Here is a 23934-nt window from a genome sequence, read left to right on the forward strand (position 1 = left end):
ATGACAGAATCTGAACCATTGCAAGAAGAATCGAATTATATTCCTTACTGTATAGGCAACATTCGCCATAATGGCGTTGTCAGTACCAGTAACCGTTTAATTCGCCCAATCGAATTATCAGCCAATGAATATAAGGCACTTTTATATGCAATGGCGGTTGCGAATTATAGTGAGAAAAATAGGGTAGATGGTGAAATTACCGAACAAACTTATATTTATTTGTATAAGGATGATTTGGCAGATTTACTAGGATTAAATAAACGTAATTCAATTAATGTTGCAATAGATCGGATTTATAAAGAGCTTTCATCCCGGGTAGCTCATTTTATTATTGAGGAGCCAGCTGATAATGGTAAGAGAAAGACTAAAAAAGTACATTCTGTCGTTCCCATTATCCGTGAGTTAAGATGGGAAGATGATTCTAAAAATGCGATTCAGATTCGTTTTACCAGTGAGGTGTTGCCGTATTTCACTCAACTGGCTGGGGGTAATTTTACTACCTATCAGCTAAAACATCTTTTTGCCCTAGATTCTGTTGCCAGTATGAGTCTTTATACTTATTTCATTAAAAACGAATTTAAGTACGTCAATCAAAAGAGTTATGAAGTGCCATTACTTTTAGAAAACTTGAAAGCACTGATTGATATTAATGAAACCAAATATGATCGCTGGGTAGATTTTAGACGCTATGTATTAGACAAAATAGTGGCAGAAATTAACGAAAATACAGATCTACAGTTAGAGTATGAAACCGTTAAGAAAGGCCGTCCAATTGTAGGTGTGAATTTTAAACTGCATCATCGGATTGCTGATAAGGCACTGGATGAATTTGCAGTGATTGAAAAAATCTATCTTGATGTTCCATTTGAAGACAATGCATCCGTAAAAGAATTAGGGGCTAAATTCGATATGAATGTACGTTCTTGGTATATTTTTAATAATGATGAAAATTATCAGCAGTTCAAGAAGTGGTTTAAAAAAGTAGGATGCCTCACTGACTCTCAAGCAAATATTGTCATTAATGACACTTTATTCCAAATGGATTTTGCTGAAATTGGTATGGGGTTGAATGACTTTAAACGAAATATGAAGCATAAACTTAAAAGTAATCCGGAATTCGTCCATAGTATTCGTGAAAGACTGAATGATATTTTTGGTAAAGAGTTGATCTAGCGAAAAGTGTAGCAACTTGCTACACTTTTTAGATATATGTTCGTAAAGAATACAAGTGGTAAGGACCTTAGGATAAAAACGACTCTGTTGCATAAAGTGTGAAAATGAACCGTACCGGGTTTGTCGGAGAGTCAATATTCTGAGAGACTACCCCGATGACCAAATTAAAATATACCCCTGAAATCAGAGAAAAAGCGGTTCAATTACTAATTGAATCTGAAAAAGATTATCCTTCTACTTGGGCTGCAATCACAGCAATTGCGCCTAAGATTGGTTATACTCCTGAAACACTTCGTGCCTGGCATCAAAAGCATTTAGATCAGCAAAATCCTATTAAAGTACAACAGATATCTGATCAAGAAAAAATGAAGCAAATGGAACGTGAAATTAAAGAATTAAAGCGTGCCAATGAAATTCTACGTAAAGCAGCCGCTTTTTTCGCCCAGGCGGAGCTCGACCGCCCACACAAATAATGGTGGATTTCATCCATAACAATAAAGATCGATATGGTGTTGATGCGATTTGTAGGATTTTACCGATCGCAGCTTCAACCTATTACCGAACTTTAGATCTCGCGGACAATCCAGAACATCGAGCGAAACGAGATCTACATGATGAGCATCATGCTGAACAAATTAAACGAATTTGGAAAGAAAGTTCAGGTCGATATGGTGTGCGTAAGGTCTGGCAACAATTGAAACGTGAAGGCTATATTATTGCACGTTGTACAGTTGCTCGATTGATGCAGAAGCTAGGTATACAAGGTGTTTGGCGTGGTAAGAATAAACAAACCACCCGTAGCCGAGATGATCAAAAAAGAGCAGATGATTTAGTGAAACGTAATTTTAATGCTGATCATCCTGACCAACTGTGGGTGAGTGACTTTAGTGTGCCGCAGCAAGCGGCGTAAGAGATGAGGGTATGGCCCCTCGCTATCGGCTTGCAGGAGCAGGTAGCAAACCACCATAAGCGGCTTGGATCAAAAGTCCCGGTCGTGAGCGTTATGGAAAAGGCATCGTAGAGATGTCAGGTAAGAATTAGGAAGGCGAACAACAGTGAACTGCCGTTCAAGTGTCGAAAGTACTCAAATGACATCAAAACCGGGGATGGAAGTTACCCCGCGATTAGTTTGGCCGTTACCTGCTTACGGGCCATTCGGTGTCCGGCGTAGAGGCAGCGCGATCCTAATTCAGGCTCTTACGTTGAACTGCGGGAACCTTCGGTGGCGATGTCAAGCGAAAGGCACAAGCTCAAAAGGCAAGGCTGATAATAGCAATGCGTCACCAAGGGGCGGAGCAACTCGTAGTAGTGTTGAAGTTACTGTAATGGTAATGGAGCGAAGGGGTTGCATTATCCAGGTCTACGGATTTGTCAACTGTGCAAGCAGGAGGAGCAAAACTTTATGACCAAACCATTTAACATTCCTAAAGCGTTAATCTGGGAGGCATTTAAGAAAGTCAAAGAGAATGGTGGCGCTCCAGGCGTTGATCATGAATCTATTGAGCAATTCGAAAAGCATTTAAAGAACAACCTATACAAACTATGGAATCGACTTTGTTCTGGCAGTTATTTTCCACCGCCAGTTAAGGCTGTTCCGATTCCAAAGAAGTCAGGTGGCGTGCGTATACTAGGTATTCCAACAGTTGCAGATCGAGTCGCGCAAACAGCAGTTAAGCTCTTATTAGAGCCGAAAATTGATCCATTATTTCATCCAAACTCATATGGATATCGTCCGGGGCGTTCTGCCCATGATGCAATTGCGATAGTGAGGAGACGAAGTTGGGATTATGACTGGGTTGTGGAATTTGATATCAAAGGTCTCTTTGATAACATCGACCATGATTTACTCATGCGTGCACTCAAGAAACACTGTGAAATTCCATGGATTCTTTTATATGTGCAACGTTGGTTAAAAGCACCAATGCAACACATAAATGGCCATCTTTTAGAAAGGAATCGCGGCACACCACAAGGTGGTGTTGTGAGTCCTTTATTGGCGAATTTATTTATGCATTATGCTTTTGATATGTGGATTACGAAACATCTTCAAAGTGTACGGTTCTGCCGTTATGCAGATGATGGCGTAATTCATTGTCGGAGTTTATCTCAAGCCAAACTTGTTTTACAAAAGATCGATGCACGATTTCGTGAATGTGGACTCGAATTGCATCCAGACAAGACAAAGATTGTTTATTGCCAAGATATTAATCGTCGTAAAGCATATCCCGATGTTCAATTTACTTTTCTCGGGTACACGTTTAGGCCCCGTAAGGCTGTGGACAAGTATAAAAGAGTTTATGTAAATTTCTCTCCTGCAGTCAGTCGTGATGCACTTAAAACAATGCGACAGACTATTCGGAAATGGCATCTACATCTGATGTGTAATCGCGAATTAAGTGATTTATCTGCAATATTCAATCCAATTCTTCAAGGTTGGCAGCAATACTATGGTCGATTCCATGGTTCAGCAATGTCAGCGATCTGGCAACACATGAATGCTTATCTTATACGCTGGATGAGGCGTAAGTATAAAAACTTGGCCCGTCATAAAAGACGGGCTAGATATGCCTTAGGGCGACTTGCGCGTGATTTTCCAAATGCCTTTGTGCACTGGAAAATGGGATGTTTACCATCGGTTGGATAATGGGAGCCGGATGAGCTGAGAGGTTCACGTCCGGTTCTGCGAGGGGCTAAGGGTGAAATTCCCTTGGTCTACTCACCCCTATATTCAAACAAATTCAGGCTGGGTCTATACCGCCTTTATTATTGATGTGTTCTCACGAGCAATTGTTGGATGGAAAGTATCGACACGGATGAATACAGATATGGTGCTCGATGCATTAGAGCAAGCCTTGCACGATCGAGGCATGCCAAAGAATGTGATTCATCATTCCGATAGAGGTGTTCAATATCTTTCTATTCGCTATACCAATCGTTTAGAAGCAGCAAATTTACGAGCATCAGTCGGTACAACTGGTGATTCATACGATAATGCTCTGGCTGAAACGGTGAATGGCTTATACAAAACAGAGGTGATTGAATATTTAAAAGCAGATTGGCAAGGTTTAGCAGATGTACAACTAGCGACACTCAACTGGGTAGATTGGTTCAATAAAAAGCGTGTACACAGTGCACTGGGTTATGTATCGCCTTTTGAGTTTGAAGCAATGTACTATGATAAGATTAACCCGTTAGGTCAGGTGGCCTAACTTAAATAAAAAAGTCTCCGACAAACCCGGTACGGTTCAGAGCTTGATTAGCCTGGCTTAAATTTGGTTTGCAATATAACGCCTGAATACCCATTTTCTTCATTAAAGTACGTGTATGACGTCGTCCTATATGATGCCCTTGACGATTCAACAAATCACGCATCATACGACTGCCTGCAAAAGGATATTGCATATGTAATTCATCAATACATCGCATCAGCTTCAGATCTGATGAGCTAACAGGTTTTGGGCGATAATAATAACAACCACGAGAGACTTTCAGTAACTTAGCTTGTTTAGATACTGAAATCTGAAGTGAGTGATCGATTAACTTTTGTGGTTGAAGCGGCCCAGTTTCTTCAACACACCTTCTAAAAAATCAATTTCTAATGCCTGCTCACCGATTTTTGCATGTAACTTTTTAAGATCAATGGGAGGTTCTGATGGAGCTTTTGATTGATCGAAAGCTTGTGAGGAAGCTGAGATCAATTTATTTTTCCAGTCAATAATTTGGTTTTGATGAACATCAAACTCAGAACTCAATTCAGCAAGTGTTTTTTCTGCTTTGATCGCAGCAAGTGCTACCTTAGCCTTAAAGTCGTTTGAATGATTTCTTCTTGGTCTACGTGCCATAAAATACTCCATATATTGATGTTTATAACATCATTTGAGGAGCAGAGTATCACTTATAGGAGTTGTTCAAATTTCCAGATCCATCTCTGTACGACTGGTGATTCATATGATAATGCTTTGGCTGAAACGGTGAATGGCTTATACAAAACAGAGGTGATTGAATATTTAAAAGCAGATTGGCAAGGTTTAGCAGATGTACAACTTGCGACGGCTTTGTTGCACAAAGATTTGAAATGCAAAGCGCCCCTAATTGAGCCAAATTTAAGGCGTAACTTGGGTAAGTGGTCGACCTAATTCCGTAAATCTGTTGAGGACTGCTACACGTGCATGAATTTCATTCACCTGACTAGGAAAGCTTCTTGCCATTAATTTATCGCCTAATAATTTGATGCAATGCATCTTGGTTTCCACCAAACTGCGGCGATGATAGCCTGACCATTTTTTCCATAATGTCCTGCCTAAACGTTTAACTGTTCGAAGTAATTCATTTCGCTCTAGCGAGCTACTCTTTGTATCTTTCCATGGTTTCGCATTTTTTCTAGGTGGAATCACCGCATGTGCTTGCCGATCTGCAATGACCTGACGGCATTGCTTGGTGTCATAAGCTCCATCGGTATAAACAGAGTCAATCTGCTCATCTTGTGGAATCTGATTAAGTAAATCACCAAGCACCTGTGAATCACTGACATTATTGGTTGTGAGCTGAATAGCGCGTATTTGTAGGGTTTTGGCATCTATACCAATATGTAGTTTACGCCATTGGCGACGATATTCAGCTCCATGTTTCTTGCGTTTCCATTCGCCCTCACCTAGAAACTTCATGCCTGTAGAGTCTATGAGTAGATGCAGCCCATCGCTACTTTTTTGGTAGCTGATTGCAATATCAATATGCTTTTGTCTTCTACAAAGCATACTGTAATCTGGTGCGGTCCAATTTAATCCACAAAGTTTAATCAGACTTTGCACAAAGCCAGTGACCATACGTAAAGATAGACGGAATAAGGATTTAATCATTAAGCAGCATTGGATAGCTGCGTCGGAGTAGGTTTGATTTCGCCCTTGTTTGCCTTTTGATGGAGCATACCATTGCGTAGCAGGATCAAACCAAATGGCAATATTTCCGCGACTCATGAGTGCTCGGTTATATGCGGGCCAATTGGTTGTGCGGTAGATTTTGTGTGTAGGCTTCTTCATTTGAAAATTATATCGCTGAAAAATCCTTTACAGATAGATTTGTGCAACAAAGCCGATTTGAAGTTATAAATCCTTTAATTTAAAAACACTACATTGATCTATATTTATTGCGGATGGGGGGGAGACATCATTTTTCATCGTTGTTTCGAAGATAACCATATATGATTTCTGAAAATTTCATCATGGTAGCAATAAAGCATGGGCATTTTACCAAAAATTGAATCAGTACTACTAGAAATCAATCAAAGTCTTGGTGGTAATACCGCATATTCAACAGTTCAACTTGCATACTAAAATTACAAAGCTAAATAAATTTTCAAAGAACACTTGCAATAGTTAATGTAACCTTCATCTATTAAAAATTATTATATTTTTTAGGGGGTAAGGGGAGAATGAGTAATCCAGTTTCTCTTTCAAATAGTTGTATTCTCCTTGCAGGTAGCATTTCTCTTACTACAAATGATGACCAGATCGATAAGGCTCATTCATTTGTTGAAGCTCTTGTAACAGAAGTTATTAATGCTGGAGGCAGCTTTATCGGTTATTTTTCAGCAGAGCCTGTAAATCAAACTCAAAAATCTTTAGTTTTTGATTGGACTATTGCTAGAAAAATAAACGAACTAACTCAAGGGATAGAAAACAAAATCTTTCTTAAGATTGTTGCATCAAATGATCGGTTGCAATTCAAAACCAATTCCGAACAGCGACGGCTTTTAAATAGCATGATTGCTCGTGGGGTTGCTGAACATATTTGTATTGATGACGAAATCTTAACAGGTAGCAATGTAGGTGAAGAACAAATTGAGCATGCTACAGCAATGATTGCACTAGGTGGTGGTAAAGGAGTATTAGATAGAGCTCACAAAATGGTAAAAAAAGGGTTGCCTATTTTGCCTTTAGATCTACAAATCGGATCAAATAAAGAAGATGGAAATGGTGCATTAGGATTGCTAAAAAAATTTAGAGATACTCCTCAAACTTATTTGCAAAATACCGGTTCTACTGTGGTAAAAAGTATTTCAGCACTCTCTTTAGAAGAACCTGTATTAGAATTTTCTCAAATTGCAAAGAGAATTATTACGATCTTTTATAAAGAGGAACAAGCTAGACACGCAGCTCTTCCGCCAGATGTATTAGTCTTGACAGCTTTACCAATTGAATTATCAGCTGCAAGGCAAGCATTAAATATTAATGAAGGTGTACAGCCTATAGTTACAAGTACGGGTCTCCATGTATGGAAAACAGAAATAATTCGCAATGATGGTATACGGGCTAATTGCGCAATAGCATGTTTTTCTAGCGCTGGAAATGTAGATGCTTCTTCAATCACCACCACATTACTAATTGAATTACAACCTAAAAATGTAATCATGTTAGGTATTGCTGCGGGAATGCGCGAAAAATGTGCTTTAGGCGAAGTTGTTTTATCTGAACAAGTCGTTGCATACGAAGGAGCAGCTCTCATTGAAGGTGGCGCTACAGAACACCGGCCTAAAAGCACAGTGTTAGATCTTAAAGTTAGACAGGATGTTAGCACATATTTATCTAACAAAAGTTCTTTAGAAAGTCGCTTAATAAAGAGCTATGAAGCCTTAGAAATCATACTTCCAGATAGTATTGAAATTGGCCCAGTAACTAAAAGTGTTATGCCTAAAACAGTCACTATTGGAAGTGGTGAGAAGCTTCTTCGAGATCCTGAAAAATTTAAAGCCTTAAAAGAACTTAATGGAAAAATTGAAGTTGCTGAAATGGAGGGTGCAGGAGTATTTGCGGCTTGTGCTTTACATAAAAAACCCGTGTTAATGATTAGAGGAATTAGTGACTTTGGTGATTCCACAAAAGACAATCGCTTTCATGACTTAGCCGCAAAAGCAGCTGCTGCAGTAACAGCAGATTATATTACTCATGGCTTAACACTTAATAACTAACTTGGGGAAACACATCAGAATGTCACTTACAAATTCAGATCTTCAATATTATGATGGTAATGTACTTCGTTTACCTTCAGAAAAACGTACAGAATATCATGCACAAGTGGATAATTTAATAACAGAGTTACGCAAACATATCACTTCAAACTCTGACTTAAAAATAGCAAAAGTAGTTAAAGCCGGTTCTTTTGCAAAGTATACAATTTTGAAGAAAACTGTAGATGATCCTATCGATGTAGATATTGTATTTTATATCAGTAATAAAAATGTAGATGATTCGACATTAGACAATCTTAATGACTTAATTTACACGTTACTCACAAAAATTTATCCAACTAAAGCTGTTGAAGATTTTGAGATTCAACGGAGAGCAGCTACAGTAACTTTTGTCAAAAGTGGGCTGAGTGTAGATGTAGTTCCTGTAATTCAAGATGCCCAAGAACCAAACCATGGTTGGCAATATGATCTAAAAACTAAAGAAAAAAACCTAACTTGTGCTCCTTGTCATATTCAATTTATTCGTGATAGAAAAAATTCAGATAAGCATTACCGCACTTTAGTGCGTATGGCAAAACGATGGAAAAATTTTGCGTGCCCTCCGGGCCTTAAATCTTTTCATCTAGAGTTGATACTAGCTTATTTACAAGATCGTGATGGACCAACACAAAATATTGAACAACGTTTTAGAGAATTTTTAGGATTTATAGCTCAAAGTGAATTAAATGAACGTATTGATTTCCCTGAGAACTCGGCTAAGGTGCAGAAATATTTTTCAGATCCTGTTGTAATTATTGATCCTGCTAACCATGAAAATAATGTAGCGTCTCGAATAACTATAGAAGAGAAAGAACAAATCGTCAAAATAGCCTTACAAGCTTGGGAAACTGCAAATTATGCATCAGTAGAAGATGATAACGACATTTGGAAAGAAATATTCGGTAATAAATTTAAAATTAAGGATTAAAGCATGAGTTCATCATACTCAAGTACTTATTCGAGTACTTACACTGTAGCTGATGTTGAAAAAGTTGTACGTAGTATTAAAGCAGATTTAATTATGATCGCTAGTAGCACAAGAGCGATGACTGAAGATAAAGCGAAAGAATATGCCCATGATATTGAACTATTAGCAAAAAATGAATATTTATCTAAAGTGGATGTAACTTTGATATCTTCCTATGGTTCAGAAGTTAGAGCTATTAAGTACATATTTCAAACTGAAGGTGCATCTGGTACTGAAAGACCTGGCGGAGTAATGTGGCCCCACACACCAGATGGACGAATTAGAATTATATTGTCACATACCGATAAATATCGTAATGAATCAGAAAAAGCTTCCAAATTACCATTGGAAATAACTTGGGTCTCAACAACAGAAAGTACCACTCACAGTAGCCTTTCTGCATCAGGGGAGCGAGGTTATAGCAGTAATGGTTATGGAGCTAATAGGAGCGACTACTCATGAGTAAATCAACAGTTTTTGAAGTTAAGACAGATTTACCAATTAAACAATTTGATGATTTAGCTGACAAATTACTCGGTTTTGAATCTAGATATTCCCGTATTAAGAAACAAGTACAACTTTTGCTTCAGGCTGATGAGTTAGAACAATGGAGTAAACAAAAACATGGGAAAAAACTAGCGGTTATTGATCTTCTTGTCGATCAATATCCTTTAGCTATTTTTCATGGTGATGTAGGTACTGGAAAAACTGCAAATGCTGAAGCAATTGTTAATAGATTAGCTCGTGATGCGAAAATAGAAGATGCTTTGCTATTTAAGCTTAGTAATAAAGTCAGAGGAACTGGTAAAGTTGGTGAAATGGGTACTCTCATTGCACAAGCATTCGATGAAATCACTCGGTCTATTGGACATGGAAATGGTCGAGCTTTTCTTATTATTGATGAAGGTGATTCGCTTGGAGCATCTCGAAGTCAAGAAAATAGTCATCATGAAGATAAAGTTGGTGTGAATACTTTAATTCAAGCAATAGATGATTTAAGAAAACATGGTGGCCGTATCTTTGCAATTTTATGTACTAATCGATTAGCTGCTTTAGATGCAGCTGTTTTGCGTAGAGCTTCCATTGTAGAAGAGTTTGTTCGCCCATCTAATGAAGAACGACATGAGCTTTTTACTAAAGATTTGTCTGACATCGATTTTTCGGAAGATGAAATTGCCGAATTAGTAAGTGCAACTGCTCCTCACGGAGCAGAACCAGGTTGGACTTATTCAGATATTCGTACACGGTTATATCCAACGGCAGTTTCTTTAGCTTTTCCTGATTCAGAATTAACAATCTCACACTTCCATCAGGCTCTTAGTAAGCTAAAGCCTTCACCTATAATGGCTGGATAACATAATTCTAATTGGAAGGAGCATAAGAATGTATAAAAAAGAGGTTTATATTTCTGTAGACATTGAAACAGCAGGTCCTATAGTAGGTGAACACAGTATGCTGACTATAGGAGCATGTTTCGTATATAACCCTGATATAGAATTTACAATAATGCTCCAACCAATCAGTGATCAAGCAATTGAAGAAGCTTTAAAAGTGTCAGGAATAACTTTAGACCAAGCACGAAAGAAAGGTATTCCCCCCATAGAAGCAATGTCTCAATTTGAAAGTTGGATACTCAAGTATTTACCAGAGGACTCTAGACCTATATTTGTAGGACTTAATGCGCCTTTCGATTGGTCTTTTATAAATTTTTATTTTCTAAAATATTTAAATAGAAATCCTTTTGGTATATCAGCTATAGATATCAAAGCTCTTTTTATGGGAGCCACAAAATGTAGCTGGTACGATACAAAGTCAAGTTCAATAGATAAATATGTACATCCTACTTTACAAGGAGATCATAATGCTTTGCACGATGCAAAGTATCAAGCAGAATTATTTAGATTAGTTTATTCAATTGAATAAATTATATAATTCATATAGTTTTCAATTGGGTAATATTAATATGACAAATAGGATTAATTCTGAACAAGCTGTTGAACATGCCTGGAAGTACTTTGAATTACATTCCAACCAAAGAATAACAATGTTCAATTATTTTCTTTTTATCATTGCTGGATTAGGAACCGCTATAGGTGTTTCCATTCAGTCCTCAAGTACCTTTGCTTACATAGGAATATTTTTATCCATTTTCTTAAGTATTACGGCATTTGTTTTCTGGAAGCTAGATCAAAGAACATCTTTTTTAATCAAACAATCTGAAGAAGTCTTTAAAAGATTAGAAAGAAATTCTTCAATTGATATTGGAATATTTTGTAATGAAGAAAGTAATCTTATTAGAGCTAATATGGGAAAAAAATATTTAAGTAAAATTTTGACTTATGGCTTGATATTTAGAGCAACTTTCTTAATTATGGGACTAATTGGCTTAATCGGAGTCTTAATCTTTAGTTTAATAATTTTTGAAAAAATCTCTTTTGAAACTCCCAAAAAAAATGATACTACGTTAATTTCTAAATAAGTAATAACCCTATGCATATCTTTGCATAGGGCTAGATAATATTTTTAGGCTGTTAAGGCTTTGTTGCACAAAGATTTGAAATGCAAAGCGCCCCTAATTGAGCCAAATTTAAGGCGTAACTTGGGTAACTGGTCGACCTAATTCCGTAAATCTGTTGAGGACTGCTACACGTGCATGAATCTCATTCACCTGACTAGGAAAGCTTCTTGCCATTAATTTATCGCCTAATAATTTGATGCAATGCATCTTGGTTTCCACCAAACTGCGGCGATGATAGCCTGACCATTTTTTCCATAGTGTCCTGCCTAAACGTTTAACTGTTCGAAGTAATTCATTTCGCGCTAGCGAGCTACTCTTTGTATCTTTCCATGGTTTCGCATTTTTTCTAGGTGGAATCACCGCATGTGCTTGCCGATCTGCAATGACCTGACGGCATTGCTTGGTGTCATAAGCTCCATCGGTATAAACAGAGTCAATCTGCTCATCTTGAGGAATCTGATCGAGTAAATCACCAAGTACTTGTGAATCACTCACATTATTTGTAGTGAGTTGAATAGCGCGTATTTGAAGGGTTTTGATCTATACCAATATGAAGTTTACGCCATTGGCGACGATATTCAGGTCCATGTTTCTTGCGTTTCCATTCGCCCTCACCTAGAAACTTCATGCCTGTAGAGTCTATGAGTAGATGCAGCCCATCGCTACTTTTTTGGTAGCTGATTGCAATATCAATATGCTTTTGTCTTCTACAAAGCATACTGTAATCTGGTGCGGTCCAATTTAATCCACAAAGTTTAATCAGACTTTGCACAAAGCCAGTGACCATACGTAAAGATAGACGGAATAAGGATTTAATCATTAAGCAGCATTGGATAGCTGCGTCGGAGTAGGTTTGATTTCGCCCTTGTTTGCCTTTTGATGGAGCATACCATTGCGTAGCAGGATCAAACCAAATGGCAATATTTCCGCGACTCATGAGTGCTCGATTATATGCGGGCCAATTGGTTGTGCGGTAGATTTTGTGTGTAGGCTTCTTCATTTGAAAATTATATCGCTGAAAAAGCCTTTACAGATAGGTTTGTGCAACAAAGCCAACTTAAAGTACTATGTACTTAATTTAACATAATCACTATTATACGCAATGGACTTGTTAGAACCCATTTAAAGTGTCTATATTCTCACCAATAAAAATGTCTGGTTTATGATGGTTTAAACATCATGGACTGGATATGAAATATAGATGCTGATCACTATGTCTGACAAAGAAATTCAACGTCTTGCTGTTCTGCAAGACGTTCGAGATCATCGTATTACACAAGTCCGTGCCGCTGAAATCCTTAATCTTTCAACCCGTCAAATTACCCGGTTATTACAGAAGCTCAATCAAGATGGTGTTTCAGGTATGGCGCATGCCAGCCGTGGTCAACCTGGCCATCGTCGCCATGATGATTTATTAAAATCAAAATGTCTTTCCATTATTTCCGAACATCTGCTGGGATTTGGACCTACCTTGGCCCATGAGAAGCTCAGCAGCATATTTGACCTGAATATCCCGGTAGAAACGCTTCGGCGCTGGATGACTGCAAATGACCTCTGGATTCCGCGATCCAAGCGCCTTAAACGTCCATATCAGCCACGTTATAACCGTGATTGCTTCGGTGAGCTGATCCAGATTGATGGCTCATATCATGACTGGTTCGAAGGACGCGCTGCTAAGTGCTGTTTATTGGTGTATATCGATGATGCCACTGGAAAGCTGTTGCATCTGCGCTTCTGTGAGGCAGAAACGACCTTCGACTATATGCTTTCAACCCGAGCCTACATTGAACAATACGGTAAGCCTCTGGCCTTTTATAGCGATAAACATTCGGTCTTCCGAGTGAACCAGAAATCGAGCCAGGACAGCAAGATCACGCAATTTGGCCGGATTCTGAATGAGTTAAACATTGATATTATCTTTGCCAACTCCCCACAGGCTAAAGGTCGCGTAGAACGCGCGAATAGAACCCTTCAAGACCGTTTGATCAAGGAGATGCGTCTGGAAGGCATCAGTTCAATTGCCGAAGCCAATGCCTGGTTACCCTGCTTTATTGAGCATTTCAACCAGAAGTTCGCCAAGTGTGCGCGAAATTCAAAGAACTTACATCGTCCGCTAACAGAGTCTGATGCTGAGCTGGAGGATATATTCACCTGGCAGGAACCGCGTAAGGTCACGAAGAACCTCACCATCACCTATGACAAGTGTATTTATCTGCTTGAACCGACAGAGCTGAATCATAAGCTTGTTGGGCAATACATTTCATTTCTGGAGTACCCGGATGGCACTGTGGCGATCATGCATGAAGGACGGAAGATCAACTATAGTGTCTTCAATAAACTGGCTGGACTACAGCAGAATGAAGTGGTTGAGAATAAAAGATTAGGCTCGGTTCTGGCGCATATCCAGCAACAGCATGAAGAGTTGGAAAAACAAAATAAACGTTCCCGTCTCAAGAAAAGTATGCCGAGTCGTAAAGCTCAGAAAGCTGTTATTGAACAAAGAAATTTAAATCCTGTGCTTGACTCTTGCAGTTAAAAACAGGACATTTTAAATGGTTTATCGCATAGACATTTTAATTGGTGAATAACAGGACTTGTAACTCCAAAATAGAAATGTCCGGTTTCTCCAAAGTAAAAATGTCCGCTTTTAGAATATGCACTTTTGCAATTTCCTTAGCGGACGGTTTGATATGTTGGTGTCTATGTCGGATAAAGAACTTAAACGATTGTCGGTCTTGCAGGAAATCTGCGATCAACGCATAACTCAATCCCAGGCTGCTCAGCTACTTCATATTTCAGAACGTCAGATCAGACGCTTACTGCAGAAATACAAAGCCCAAGGTCCAGCTGCATTAGCCCATGCCGGTCGTGGCCAAATCAGCAATTCTAAACTTCCTGAAGAACTCAAACTCAAGTGCCTCAATATTGTTTCTGACCAACTCCATGGTTTCGGACCCACTTTAGCGCATGAAAAGCTCACCACCGTACATGGATTCGATCTTTCAGTAGAAACCCTGCGTTCTTGGATGATTGCAGCTGACTTATGGATGCCTCGATCCAAGCGCCTGAAACGACCGTATCAGCCTCGTTACAACCGGGATTGCTTTGGTGAACTGATCCAAATTGATGGCTCACACCATGACTGGTTTGAAGGACGCGCTGCTAAATGCTGTCTGCTGGTGTTTATCGATGATGCTACAGGAAAATTGCAGCATTTACGCTTCTGTGAGTCAGAATCAACCTTTGACTATATGATTTCAACACGCTTATATGTCGAACAGCACGGTAAGCCTTTAGCGTTTTACAGCGACAAACATTCAGTCTTTAGAGTGAATCAAAGCAGCAAGAAAGACACCAAGATTACCCAGTTTGGACGTGTACTCAGCACCCTGGCCAATGCCTTAAAACAGGTGGTGCTGCAACAGCGGGTGATCCATGCCGATGAAACGCCGGTCACCATCATGCGGATGGGTGAGAATGATAAAAAACCGAAGAAAGGTTATGTCTGGGCCTATGCCACTACACAGTACAATCCAGTTCAAGCCGTGATCTATGACTTTCAGGATAGTCGTTCAGGTCAGCATGCTGAAGCGTTCCTGAAAGACTGGCAGGGCCATCTGGTCTGTGATGATTACAGCGGTTATAAAGCACGCTTTAAATCAGGTCAGGTCATTGAGGTGGGCTGCATGGCGCATGCGCGTCGTAAATTCCATGAACTGCATGTGACCAAAAAAAGTCAGGTCGCTGAACAGGCATTAGTGCTGATTCAGAAACTGTATGCCATAGAAGCAGAACTCAGGAAAAAGACCGATGGTACAGCAGAACAGCGCCGCGAATACCGACAACAGCATAGTCAACCGGTGATGCAACAACTGTATGAATGGCTCAACCAACATCAACTGACTGTGCCATCGAGTTCTCCAACCGCCAAGGCGATCAATTACACTCTGAAGCGTTGGCCAGCTTTAAGCCGCTATCTGGATAACGATTGGTATAACGGTTGCCAGACCTTACGCACACCATATCGACCTAAACTTTCTTTCCAAATACGTTTGATTTGCTCTGCATGATGTAAATCATGCTGAACACGTTTCGCTCGATGTTCTGGGTTATCAACGAGATCTAAAGCCCGATAATAGGTCGAAGCTGCAATCGGTAAAATTCTACAAATCGCTTCAACACCATATCGATCTTTATTGTTCTGGATAAAATCCACCATTATTTGTGTGGGCGGTCGAGCTCCGCCTGGGCGAAAAAAGCGGCTGCTTTACGTAGAATTTCATTGGCACGTTTTAATTCTTTAATTTCACGTTCCATTTGCTTCATTTTTTCTTGGTCAGATATCTGTTGTACTTTGGCAGGATTTAGTTGATCCATATGCTTTAAATACCAAACACGCAATGTTTCAGGAGTACAACCCTTGCGCAGCATGCTGCTCAGGTGCAATAGCTGTGATTGCAGCCCAAGTAGAAGGATAATCTTTTTCAGATTCAATCAATAATTGAACCGCTCTTTCTCTGATTTCAGGGGTATATTTTGGTTTTGTCATTGGAACATTCTCTCAAGAAAGTTGGTCTCCGACAAACCCGGTACGGTTCAGTTTGTGCAACAAAGCTAAATTGAAATATCAAGACTAACAAGAAATTCAAATTGATTACTAATAGAGCGGCTCACGGCGCCCTATCTTTTAGAAAAACGTATCTGCCGATACATTAAACCGCTCAGACAATGCCTTAATATGACGAATATTCAGTTGGCGTTTACCACTTAAAATCTCAGAAATCACAGATTGGGTTGCAACTTCTGCTAAGTCAGACTGACCTAAACCATGTTGCTCCATCAAAAAAGCCAAAGCAGCACGACCATCCCCTTTAGGCATAGGAAGATGCTCATTTTCATAATCAGAAACCAAATCACCAAGCTGATGAATAAGCCCCATTAAAGGATTAGATTCGTCATCACCAACGGTATCTAAAAGTTCATCTAAAGCTTCAACAAGTGTATGAAAGTCGTCTTCATTTTCTGGCTTGCTGAGCAATGGTGCAACGTAGTGCCAGTGGTCTACGGCCTGTTTAATCATCGCGTTCATACTAACCTTCCTTCCAATGACCTTTGTCATATTCTTTATGGGACAAGACATGACGAATATACACACGTTTTGCTTGATACATCACGACGGCAATAAGTCGGATCTTGTTCCCGCCAATATCGAATACATGGAACTTTCCAACTTTATCGACAGCTGGAAAGAGCTGTTTCATCTCAGCAAAATCTTTCGGATCGTTTGCCTTTATGGTTCGATACCAACCATCTAATGCCGTTTCAGCCTGTGGCCACTTGTGCATTGCTTCTATAATTCTAGCGTGGGTGATCACATGCATAACATTTTATCGCATTTTGCTATAAATCAAGTATAAACAAATTATCGCATTTTGCAATATTGAAGGGCTAGGATGAATAAAGCGCCAAATGGCGCTTTATTAATTATCAGAGGCTTTGTTGCACACACCTATCTGTAAAGGCTTTTTCAGCGATATAATTTTCAAATGAAGAAGCCTACACACAAAATCTACCGCACAACCAATTGGCCCGCATATAATCGAGCACTCATGAGTCGCGGAAATATTGCCATTTGGTTTGATCCTGCTACGCAATGGTATGCTCCATAAAAAGGCAAACAAGGGCGAAATCAAACATACTCCGACGCAGCTATCCAATGCTGCTTAATGATTAAATCATTATTCCGTAGGTCTTTACGTATGGTCACTGGCTTTGTGCAAAGTCTGATTAAACTCTGTGGTTGAGCAGCCCCGAATATCAGTGATATTCATAGCGTCAGTTACTTGTCTTTTTACATTGTAATCTGTTTTTCTAATTCAGCTATCCGTGCATTTGCATTAGTGAGTTGTGATTCCACATATTTGATCGAGCCTGATTTTTCGAGTAGCTGTTCATATTTGGCTTGCAAGGCGTTGTAGTCTTCTTTTGCCTTATCTGTACTAGCAAGAGCGACTTTCAGCTTGTCGGTGGTGTCATCAGTTTGTTTGACCTGTTCATCAAGTTTGATTTGCACCTGTTCCAGTTTTTCTGTGGTATCTGCAAGCTGCTTTTCCAGTTGTTGCACTGTTTCCGCATATCCGCCTTGTACTGCATCAATCCGTTCTTGCAATAGGGTTGCAATGACTTGTGACACGGTAACAAGTTCCGCATCTTTCAGAGTTTTTGCCGTAGTAACGGCTGCCGCCAGTTGCTCTTCAAGGATCTCTTTGCGGTATTTGTTGATAGTGGTCTTTGAGCCGCTACCAAGAACCGCAAGGATATTATCGTTAGTTGGGTTTGAGCCTTGTGCTGCAAGGGATTCGATGGCTTTTGCCACATCTGATTTAGTGATTGCCATGGGTTTACTTCCTATTGTGTACTGTACTGTATCGTATTTTAGTACATTACAGTACAGTACACAATCGATATTTTTTATGAATTATGACTAGCTAAAACTCACCCGTATATTCAAACCAATTCAGGGGTCGTTTGCGGGAGGGGGCGGAATCCTACGCTAAGGCTTTGGCCAGCGATATTCTCCGGTGAGATTGATGTGTTCCCATCCGAGCGGCGAAACATGGGCCAAGAGATCGGGCGATAGCAGCTTTCCATCGCGTTTCTGGTTTGCAACGACCTCGCCGAGCTTCATGGTGTTCCAGAAGATGATGATGGCGGCGAGCAGATTCATGCCGGCGATGCGGTAATGCTGGCCTTCGGCGGAACGGTCGCGGATTTCACCGCGGCGGTGGAAGCTGATTGCCCGCTTCAGCGCATGATGAGCTTCGCCTTTGTTGAGCCCGATCTGGGCACGCCGTTGGAGTTCGGCATCCAGAATCCAGTCGATCATGAACAGGGTGCGCTCGACGCGACCGACTTCCCGCAGGGCTGTCGCGAGCTCGTTCTGCCGCGGATAGGAGGCGAGTTTCCGCAGAATCTGGCTTGGCGCGACGGTCCCGGCAGCAATGGTGGCGGCGATGCGCAGGATGTCGGGCCAATTGCGCTCGATCATGGCTTGGTTGACCTTTCCGCCGATCAACGCTCGCAGGTGCGCCGGGGCGGCCGACGGATTGAACGCGTAGAGCCGTTTGGATGGCAGGTCGCGGATGCGCGGAGCGAACCGGTAGCCGAGAATGGCACATGCGGCAAAGACGTGATCGGTGAAGCCGCCCGTGTCGGTGAACTGCTCGCGGATATGGCGTCCAGCATCGTTCATCAGCAGGCCATCGAGGATGTAAGGCGCTTCGCTTGCCGTTGCAGGAATCACCTGGGTTGCGAACGGCGCATATTGGTCGGAGACGTGGCTATAGGCTTTCAGGCCCGGGGTATTGCCATATTTCGCGTTGACCAGGTTCATGGCCTCACCTTGCTCTGTAGCGACGAAGAACTGTCCGTCGCTCGAAGCCGACGTGCCCATGCCCCAGAACCGGGCCATGGGTAACGCTGCCTGTGCCTCGACCACCATGGCCAGCGCCCGGTCATAGGCTTCGCCCTCGACATGCCACCGTCCAATGCGGATCAATTCCCAGAAGGTGTGGGTGTTTGTCGCATCCGCCATTTTGCGCAAGCCGAGGTTGATCCCTTCCGCCAAGATAACGTTCATTAGCCCGATCCGGTCAGCGCAGGGTGCTCCTGTGCGCAGATGGGTGAACGCTTCGGTGAAGCCGGTCGCCGCATCCACCTCCAGCAGGAGATCGGTGATGCGCGTGGGCGGGATCTGCTTGTAGAGATCGAGCACCAGATCTTCGGCGCCTGTCGGCGCGGCGGCTTCGAGTTTCTCGATATGCAGAACGCCGTTTTCAATCGACCCGCCCGGGATCGTGCCTGCGCGAGCGGCACGGCCAAGCTCGCGCAACCGCATGTCGAGGCGAGCTTGCCGGTCTGCCAGCCATTCCTCCGGCCGCAATGGCACAGCGAGACGACCGCCTTCCGCGATGGCTTGTGCCGGAACGAGTGCGTGTTTCAGATCGCCATAGCGCCGGGACCTAGTAAGCCAGACATCTCCGGAGCGGAACGCATCGCGCAGATGGAACAGCACCGCGATCTCCCATAGGCGAGCGTCGCCAGCCCTCTGGGCCCGAAGGTGGCGATGCCATTTCGAGCTGGGCCGCAAGAAGCTGGTCATCGCGGCATCGTTCAAACCGGTACGAAGGGCCGTCACCGCTTCCAGAAGCGGCAGTGCAACGGGCGCAGCTCGCAGATCGAGCAGGCGCAACATGCGTGGAGCGTATCGGCGGAAGCGGTGATAACCGTCGAGCACATGATTGAGCGGATCGTCGGCCATGGTGGCGGTCAGCCTGGTTGCCATTGCAACAAGGGTTTTTAAGCCGTCCCACCCTGACCCACTCGCGATGGCACTGTTGCAAATAGTCGGTGGTGATAAACTTATCATCCCCTTTTGCTGATGGAGCTGCACATGAACCCATTCAAAGGCCGGCATTTTCAGCGTGACATCATTCTGTGGGCCGTACGCTGGTACTGCAAATACGGCATCAGTTACCGTGAGCTGCAGGAGATGCTGGCTGAACGCGGAGTGAATGTCGATCACTCCACGATTTACCGCTGGGTTCAGCGTTATGCGCCTGAAATGGAAAAACGGCTGCGCTGGTACTGGCGTAACCCTTCCGATCTTTGCCCGTGGCACATGGATGAAACCTACGTGAAGGTCAATGGCCGCTGGGCGTATCTGTACCGGGCCGTCGACAGCCGGGGCCGCACTGTCGATTTTTATTTCTCCTCCCGTCGTAACAGCAAAGCTGCATACCGGTTTCTGGGTAAAATCCTCAACAACGTGAAGAAGTGGCAGATCCCGCGATTCATCAACACGGATAAAGCGCCCGCCTATGGTCGCGCGCTTGCTCTGCTCAAACGCGAAGGCCGGTGCCCGTCTGACGTTGAACACCGACAGATTAAGTACCGGAACAACGTGATTGAATGCGATCATGGCAAACTGAAACGGATAATCGGCGCCACGCTGGGATTTAAATCCATGAAGACGGCTTACGCCACCATCAAAGGTATTGAGGTGATGCGTGCACTACGCAAAGGCCAGGCCTCAGCATTTTATTATGGTGATCCCCTGGGCGAAATGCGCCTGGTAAGCAGAGTTTTTGAAACGTAAGGCCTTTGAATAAGACAAAAGGCTGCCTCATCGCTAACTTTGCAACAGTGCCCTCGCGATGACATCGCCCAGCGGCTGGCCATCATCCTGTGCATCGACCAGGGCGCCCCCGATCTCGGCGAAGGATTTCAGGGTGTCACGCACCACCCCCGCTTCGTCTGCGACCTTTGCATGGCAAATACGCTCCGAAGCACGGTAGAGACGGCCGACGATCCGGTCGTGGGTTTCGACCACTGCGTCGGCCAACATCGCCTGCCATTCCGAGACGCAAACAGCCAAGATCGCAAGCCGCCTGTCCTCCGGGAGATCGCGCATGCCGTCGGCATAATACCGTTCACCCTGCCTGCGCAGACGAGTCACCCGATGGGCAGGAACGCCGGCAAGCAGATCCTCGGGGAGATCGACGCGTTGCAGATATTCGAGCCGGTCGAGCAGCCGGTTGGCCGACGAAGAGTTCGAGCCAGGCTCGAACTGGCGCAGCCACACAAAACGGGTCACCCGATCATCAGCCGTCTCCTCGAGCAATGCCAGCAACTGTTCTCGGATCGACATAGGCAGCCGACTGGCGATCCTCGTCTCGATGCGTCGCTCGGCATCGACGAGAGCCGCGGCACAAAGCCGCTCGATCGTGGATGTCGCGGGAAGGACAGTGCGGGTGCGTCGGCACTCGGCTACGAAGCGACGGGCGATATCCTCGTTCGACACCGCCATCTCGGCTTCTCGGAACAACCATTCCTTCAGCTCGCTCGCACCACGTCCGGAGAAGGTGCGGAAGCCGTAGAGCCCCCGTAACTCGGCAAGATGCTCGTGCCGTGTTTCCTCGCGGGCAGCATAGTCTACGAGATCGTCGGCACCCAGGCCAAGCTGCGCTCCGATAAATTCGATGACCTCTGCAGGGATCAGTTCGCCTGGAGCCAGCACCCGGCCGGGATAGCGCAGGACACACAATTGCAGGGCGAAGCCGAACCTGTTGTGAGCGCGCCGACGCAGCCTGATATGCCCAAAGTCTTCATCACTCAGCGTATAGTGCTTGAGCAAATCCGTCTGTGAAGTCGGCAAGCGCAACAGCGCGTCTTTCTGCCGATCGGTTAGAGTGACGCGACGCGGCATACATGTTCCTTTTTCAAAATCTGATAGCGTTCAAGACGCTTTGTTTATGAAGCTGGTTGAGATACATTTCCAGAGGTCAATGCAATCGTGGCCGAAGCGCCGCCTCAAACCAACGTTTGTGATACATGCTGATCGGATATGCCCGCGTCTCCAAAGCCGATGGCTCGCAGTCTCTCGACCTGCAGCACGACGCCTTGCGCGCCGCAGGTGTCGAACGGGACAATATCTATGATGATCTTGCTTCCGGCGGTCGTGATGATCGCCCTGGCTTGACTGCCTGCCTCAAGTCATTGCGTGACGGCGATGTGCTGGTGGTCTGGAAGCTCGATCGCCTCGGACGATCGCTTGCCCATCTGGTCAACACGGTGAAGGAGCTGTCAGACCGCAAGATCGGCCTGCGGGTTCTGACTGGAAAGGGCGCTCAGATCGACACCACGACTGCGTCCGGTCGCATGGTGTTCGGAATCTTCGCCACCTTGGCCGAGTTCGAGCGGGATCTGATCCGAGAGCGCACCATGGCGGGTCTCGCCTCCGCGAGAGCGCGCGGTCGCAAGGGCGGACGAAAATTCGCGCTCACCAAAGCTCAGGTGCGTCTCGCGCAAGCCGCCATGGCCCAGCGCGATACTTCAGTTTCCGATCTCTGCAAGGAACTCGGCATCGAGCGCGTCACTCTCTACCGATATGTCGGTCCCAAAGGCGAGCTCAGAGACCATGGAAAGCATGTTCTCGGACTTACGTAGCAACTCGTTTCTTTTCGCAGGTTGAGCCACAGAGGTGGATCAGGAAATTTGAACAACACTTATAAGTGATATTTTGCTCCCCAAATGATGTTATAAACATCAATATATGGAGTATTTTATGACACGTAGACCAAGAAGAAATCATTCAAATGACTTTAAAGCTAAGGTAGCACTTGCTGCGATTAAAGCAGAAAAAACACTTGCTGAATTGAGTGCTGAATTTGATGTTCATCAAAACCAAATTATTGACTGGAAAAATCAACTGATTTCAGCTTCCTCGCAAGCTTTCGATCAATCAAAAGCTCCAACAGAACCACCCATCGATCTAAAAAAACTACATGCAAAAATCGGTGAGCAGGCATTAGAAATTGATTTTTTAGAAGGTGTGTTGAAGAAACTGGGTCGCTTCAACCACAAAAGTTAATCGATGACTCACTTCAGATTTCAGTATCTAAGCAAGCTAAGCTGCTGAAAGTCTCCCGTGGTTGTTATTACTATCGCCCAAAACCTGTGAGTGAATCAGATCTGAAGCTGATGCGCTGTATGGATGAGTTACATATGCAATACCCTTTTGCAGGTAGCCGTATGATGCGTGATTTATTGAATCGTCAAGGACATCATATAGGACGACGTCATACACGTACTTTAATGAAGAAAATGGGCATTAATGCGTTATATCGTAAACCAAATCTAAGTCAGGCCAATCAAGCTCACCGTAAATATCCATATCTGCTCAAAGGATTGGCTATTCAGCGCAGTAATCAAGTGTGGTCTACGGATATAACGTATATCCCTATGGCAAAAGGCTTTGTTTATTTATGTGCTGTGATTGATTGGCATAGCCGCAAGGTACTTGCGCATAGAGTATCGATTAGTATGGAGGTTACATTTTGCATAGAAACATTAAATGAAGCTATTGAAAAATATGGCCGACCTGAAGTCTTTAATACAGACCAAGGCAGTCAGTTTACCAGTGATGCATTTATTGATGTATTGAAATCAAATGGCATTCAAATCAGTATGGATGGTAAAGGTCGATGGGTTGATAATGTGATGGTTGAACGATTATGGCGGAGCGTTAAATATGAAGAGGTGTATCTCAAAGCCTACAGCAATGTTTTGGATGCGAAGAAGCAATTAAACGCATATTTTGAATTTTATAATTTGAAACGACCTCATTCGAGTCTGGACAAAATGACTCCAGATGAGTTTTACTATGACCAGCTACCACAACAAAATAAGGTAGCTTAACTAGAGCAGAGTATC

17 protein-coding genes, 9 pseudogenes and 2 other annotated features are annotated in these 23934 nt (G+C 43.1%); of the genes and pseudogenes, 17 read left to right on the forward strand and 9 right to left on the reverse strand.

Annotation, left to right across the window (positions count from 1 at the left end; all coding sequences use genetic code 11):
- The 4 genes and pseudogenes from E5Y90_RS16245 to E5Y90_RS16260 form a co-directional block, all read left to right on the forward strand.
- Positions 1 to 1173, forward strand: a complete 1173-nt coding sequence (locus E5Y90_RS16245; protein ID WP_150378260.1) for a replication initiation protein — start codon at positions 1 to 3, stop codon at positions 1171 to 1173.
- Positions 1174 to 1328: 155 nt separating this feature from the next.
- Positions 1329 to 2071 (forward strand): annotated as a pseudogene (locus E5Y90_RS16250) (IS3 family transposase); the annotation flags it as partial.
- Positions 1604 to 1720, forward strand: a sequence feature (AL1L pseudoknot). It overlaps the preceding pseudogene by 117 nt.
- A gap of 504 nt (positions 2072 to 2575) precedes the next feature.
- A complete protein-coding gene (gene ltrA, locus E5Y90_RS16255; protein ID WP_163169929.1) occupies positions 2576 to 3817 on the forward strand; it encodes a group II intron reverse transcriptase/maturase in 1242 nt (413 codons plus the stop codon).
- A gap of 79 nt (positions 3818 to 3896) precedes the next feature.
- Positions 3897 to 4382, forward strand: a pseudogene (locus tag E5Y90_RS16260) (IS3 family transposase); the annotation flags it as partial.
- A gap of 40 nt (positions 4383 to 4422) precedes the next feature.
- On the opposite strand, the pseudogene E5Y90_RS16265 reads toward E5Y90_RS16260, so the two are convergent.
- Positions 4423 to 5027: pseudogene (locus E5Y90_RS16265) on the reverse strand (IS3 family transposase); the annotation flags it as partial.
- Positions 5028 to 5102: 75 nt separating this feature from the next.
- On the opposite strand from E5Y90_RS16265, the pseudogene E5Y90_RS17545 reads away from it, so the two are divergent.
- A pseudogene (locus E5Y90_RS17545) lies at positions 5103 to 5309 on the forward strand (hypothetical protein); the annotation flags it as partial.
- On the opposite strand, the gene E5Y90_RS16275 reads toward E5Y90_RS17545, so the two are convergent.
- Positions 5277 to 6209 carry an IS5-like element IS17 family transposase gene (locus tag E5Y90_RS16275; RefSeq protein WP_174660682.1) on the reverse strand — a complete coding sequence of 311 codons (933 nt, stop codon included), beginning with the start codon at positions 6207 to 6209 and terminating at the stop codon, positions 5277 to 5279. The pseudogene E5Y90_RS17545 and the gene E5Y90_RS16275 sit on opposite strands and share 33 nt — an antisense overlap.
- Before the next feature lie 392 nt (positions 6210 to 6601).
- On the opposite strand from E5Y90_RS16275, the gene E5Y90_RS16280 reads away from it, so the two are divergent.
- Genes E5Y90_RS16280 through E5Y90_RS16305 form a run of 6 tightly spaced genes read left to right on the forward strand, consistent with a single transcriptional unit; the run spans position 6602 to position 11622 of the window.
- Entirely contained in the window at positions 6602 to 8137 is a 1536-nt protein-coding gene (locus tag E5Y90_RS16280; RefSeq protein ID WP_151208073.1) for a 5'-methylthioadenosine/S-adenosylhomocysteine nucleosidase, read from the forward strand.
- 19 nt (positions 8138 to 8156) lie between these two features.
- Positions 8157 to 9104 carry a CBASS oligonucleotide cyclase gene (locus E5Y90_RS16285; RefSeq protein WP_151208075.1) on the forward strand — a complete coding sequence of 316 codons (948 nt, stop codon included), beginning with the start codon at positions 8157 to 8159 and terminating at the stop codon, positions 9102 to 9104.
- Positions 9105 to 9107: 3 nt separating this feature from the next.
- Positions 9108 to 9605 carry a four-carbon acid sugar kinase family protein gene (locus E5Y90_RS16290; RefSeq protein ID WP_151208077.1) on the forward strand — a complete coding sequence of 166 codons (498 nt, stop codon included), beginning with the start codon at positions 9108 to 9110 and terminating at the stop codon, positions 9603 to 9605.
- Entirely contained in the window at positions 9602 to 10498 is an 897-nt protein-coding gene (locus tag E5Y90_RS16295) for an AAA family ATPase (protein ID WP_151208079.1), read from the forward strand. Before E5Y90_RS16290 ends, E5Y90_RS16295 begins: the two co-directional genes overlap by 4 nt.
- Before the next feature lie 28 nt (positions 10499 to 10526).
- Positions 10527 to 11066 carry a 3'-5' exonuclease gene (locus tag E5Y90_RS16300; RefSeq protein WP_127798920.1) on the forward strand — a complete coding sequence of 180 codons (540 nt, stop codon included), beginning with the start codon at positions 10527 to 10529 and terminating at the stop codon, positions 11064 to 11066.
- 40 nt (positions 11067 to 11106) lie between these two features.
- A complete protein-coding gene (locus E5Y90_RS16305) occupies positions 11107 to 11622 on the forward strand; it encodes a hypothetical protein (protein ID WP_127798922.1) in 516 nt (171 codons plus the stop codon).
- Positions 11623 to 11730: 108 nt separating this feature from the next.
- Here E5Y90_RS16305 and E5Y90_RS16310 read toward each other — a convergent pair.
- Positions 11731 to 12661: pseudogene (locus E5Y90_RS16310) on the reverse strand (IS5 family transposase).
- 201 nt (positions 12662 to 12862) lie between these two features.
- Here E5Y90_RS16310 and E5Y90_RS16315 point away from each other — a divergent pair.
- A complete protein-coding gene (locus E5Y90_RS16315) occupies positions 12863 to 14197 on the forward strand; it encodes an ISNCY family transposase (protein ID WP_015060273.1) in 1335 nt (444 codons plus the stop codon).
- A gap of 166 nt (positions 14198 to 14363) precedes the next feature.
- A complete protein-coding gene (locus E5Y90_RS17550; protein ID WP_225531283.1) occupies positions 14364 to 15731 on the forward strand; it encodes an ISNCY family transposase in 1368 nt (455 codons plus the stop codon).
- Here E5Y90_RS17550 and E5Y90_RS16330 read toward each other — a convergent pair.
- The 3 genes and pseudogenes from E5Y90_RS16330 to E5Y90_RS16340 form a co-directional block, all read right to left on the reverse strand.
- Positions 15656 to 16210: pseudogene (locus E5Y90_RS16330) on the reverse strand (IS3 family transposase); the annotation flags it as partial. The gene E5Y90_RS17550 and the pseudogene E5Y90_RS16330 overlap by 76 nt on opposite strands.
- Positions 15806 to 15922 (reverse strand) — a sequence feature (AL1L pseudoknot). (Overlaps the previous pseudogene by 117 nt.)
- A 138-nt stretch (positions 16211 to 16348) precedes the next feature.
- Positions 16349 to 16750, reverse strand: coding sequence for a helix-turn-helix domain-containing protein (locus E5Y90_RS16335; protein WP_035268402.1), 402 nt, complete (start codon positions 16748 to 16750; stop codon positions 16349 to 16351).
- A 1-nt stretch (position 16751) separates the two neighbouring features.
- Positions 16752 to 17042, reverse strand: a complete 291-nt coding sequence (locus E5Y90_RS16340; RefSeq protein ID WP_016165531.1) for a type II toxin-antitoxin system HigB family toxin — start codon at positions 17040 to 17042, stop codon at positions 16752 to 16754.
- A gap of 165 nt (positions 17043 to 17207) precedes the next feature.
- Here E5Y90_RS16340 and E5Y90_RS16345 point away from each other — a divergent pair.
- A pseudogene (locus E5Y90_RS16345) lies at positions 17208 to 17462 on the forward strand (transposase); the annotation flags it as partial.
- A gap of 50 nt (positions 17463 to 17512) precedes the next feature.
- Here E5Y90_RS16345 and E5Y90_RS16350 read toward each other — a convergent pair.
- Positions 17513 to 18058 carry a DNA-binding protein gene (locus E5Y90_RS16350; protein ID WP_127800924.1) on the reverse strand — a complete coding sequence of 182 codons (546 nt, stop codon included), beginning with the start codon at positions 18056 to 18058 and terminating at the stop codon, positions 17513 to 17515.
- 156 nt (positions 18059 to 18214) lie between these two features.
- Positions 18215 to 20053 (reverse strand): annotated as a pseudogene (locus E5Y90_RS16355) (Tn3 family transposase); the annotation flags it as partial.
- Between the two features lie 60 nt (positions 20054 to 20113).
- Here E5Y90_RS16355 and E5Y90_RS16360 point away from each other — a divergent pair.
- A complete protein-coding gene (locus E5Y90_RS16360) occupies positions 20114 to 20818 on the forward strand; it encodes an IS6-like element IS26 family transposase (protein ID WP_174660683.1) in 705 nt (234 codons plus the stop codon).
- 54 nt (positions 20819 to 20872) lie between these two features.
- Here the strand turns inward: E5Y90_RS16360 and E5Y90_RS16365 are convergent.
- Positions 20873 to 21928: pseudogene (locus E5Y90_RS16365) on the reverse strand (DUF4158 domain-containing protein); the annotation flags it as partial.
- A gap of 125 nt (positions 21929 to 22053) precedes the next feature.
- On the opposite strand from E5Y90_RS16365, the gene E5Y90_RS16370 reads away from it, so the two are divergent.
- Positions 22054 to 22668: a recombinase family protein gene (locus E5Y90_RS16370; RefSeq protein ID WP_000904906.1), complete on the forward strand. Its 615-nt coding sequence runs from the start codon at positions 22054 to 22056 to the stop codon at positions 22666 to 22668.
- A gap of 118 nt (positions 22669 to 22786) precedes the next feature.
- Positions 22787 to 23919 (forward strand): IS3 family transposase gene (locus tag E5Y90_RS16375; protein ID WP_223672967.1). Its coding sequence is split into 2 segments (ribosomal slippage): positions 22787 to 23039 and positions 23039 to 23919, totalling 1134 coding nucleotides; the frame shifts between segments, so codons are not numbered across the junction.
- The last annotated feature ends 15 nt before the right edge of the window (positions 23920 to 23934 follow it).

Source organism: Acinetobacter sp. 10FS3-1, assembly GCF_013343215.1.
Taxonomy (GTDB): domain Bacteria; phylum Pseudomonadota; class Gammaproteobacteria; order Pseudomonadales; family Moraxellaceae; genus Acinetobacter; species Acinetobacter lwoffii_C.

Bases quoted from the DNA above. Each gene is read 5' to 3' on its own strand.
- E5Y90_RS16300 (WP_127798920.1), top strand. From the start codon at position 10,527: ATGTATAAAAAAGAGGTTTATATTTCTGTAGACATTGAAACAGCAGGT.
- E5Y90_RS16315 (WP_015060273.1), top strand. From the start codon at position 12,863: ATGCTGATCACTATGTCTGACAAAGAAATTCAACGTCTTGCTGTTCTG.
- E5Y90_RS16245 (WP_150378260.1), top strand. From the start codon at position 1: ATGACAGAATCTGAACCATTGCAAGAAGAATCGAATTATATTCCTTAC.
- E5Y90_RS16295 (WP_151208079.1), top strand. From the start codon at position 9,602: ATGAGTAAATCAACAGTTTTTGAAGTTAAGACAGATTTACCAATTAAA.
- E5Y90_RS16280 (WP_151208073.1), top strand. From the start codon at position 6,602: ATGAGTAATCCAGTTTCTCTTTCAAATAGTTGTATTCTCCTTGCAGGT.
- ltrA (WP_163169929.1), top strand. From the start codon at position 2,576: ATGACCAAACCATTTAACATTCCTAAAGCGTTAATCTGGGAGGCATTT.
- E5Y90_RS16340 (WP_016165531.1), bottom strand. From the start codon at position 17,042: ATGCATGTGATCACCCACGCTAGAATTATAGAAGCAATGCACAAGTGG.
- E5Y90_RS16335 (WP_035268402.1), bottom strand. From the start codon at position 16,750: ATGAACGCGATGATTAAACAGGCCGTAGACCACTGGCACTACGTTGCA.
- E5Y90_RS17550 (WP_225531283.1), top strand. From the start codon at position 14,364: ATGTCGGATAAAGAACTTAAACGATTGTCGGTCTTGCAGGAAATCTGC.
- E5Y90_RS16360 (WP_174660683.1), top strand. From the start codon at position 20,114: ATGAACCCATTCAAAGGCCGGCATTTTCAGCGTGACATCATTCTGTGG.
- E5Y90_RS16290 (WP_151208077.1), top strand. From the start codon at position 9,108: ATGAGTTCATCATACTCAAGTACTTATTCGAGTACTTACACTGTAGCT.
- E5Y90_RS16275 (WP_174660682.1), bottom strand. From the start codon at position 6,209: ATGAAGAAGCCTACACACAAAATCTACCGCACAACCAATTGGCCCGCA.
- E5Y90_RS16350 (WP_127800924.1), bottom strand. From the start codon at position 18,058: ATGGCAATCACTAAATCAGATGTGGCAAAAGCCATCGAATCCCTTGCA.
- E5Y90_RS16285 (WP_151208075.1), top strand. From the start codon at position 8,157: ATGTCACTTACAAATTCAGATCTTCAATATTATGATGGTAATGTACTT.
- E5Y90_RS16305 (WP_127798922.1), top strand. From the start codon at position 11,107: ATGACAAATAGGATTAATTCTGAACAAGCTGTTGAACATGCCTGGAAG.
- E5Y90_RS16370 (WP_000904906.1), top strand. From the start codon at position 22,054: ATGCTGATCGGATATGCCCGCGTCTCCAAAGCCGATGGCTCGCAGTCT.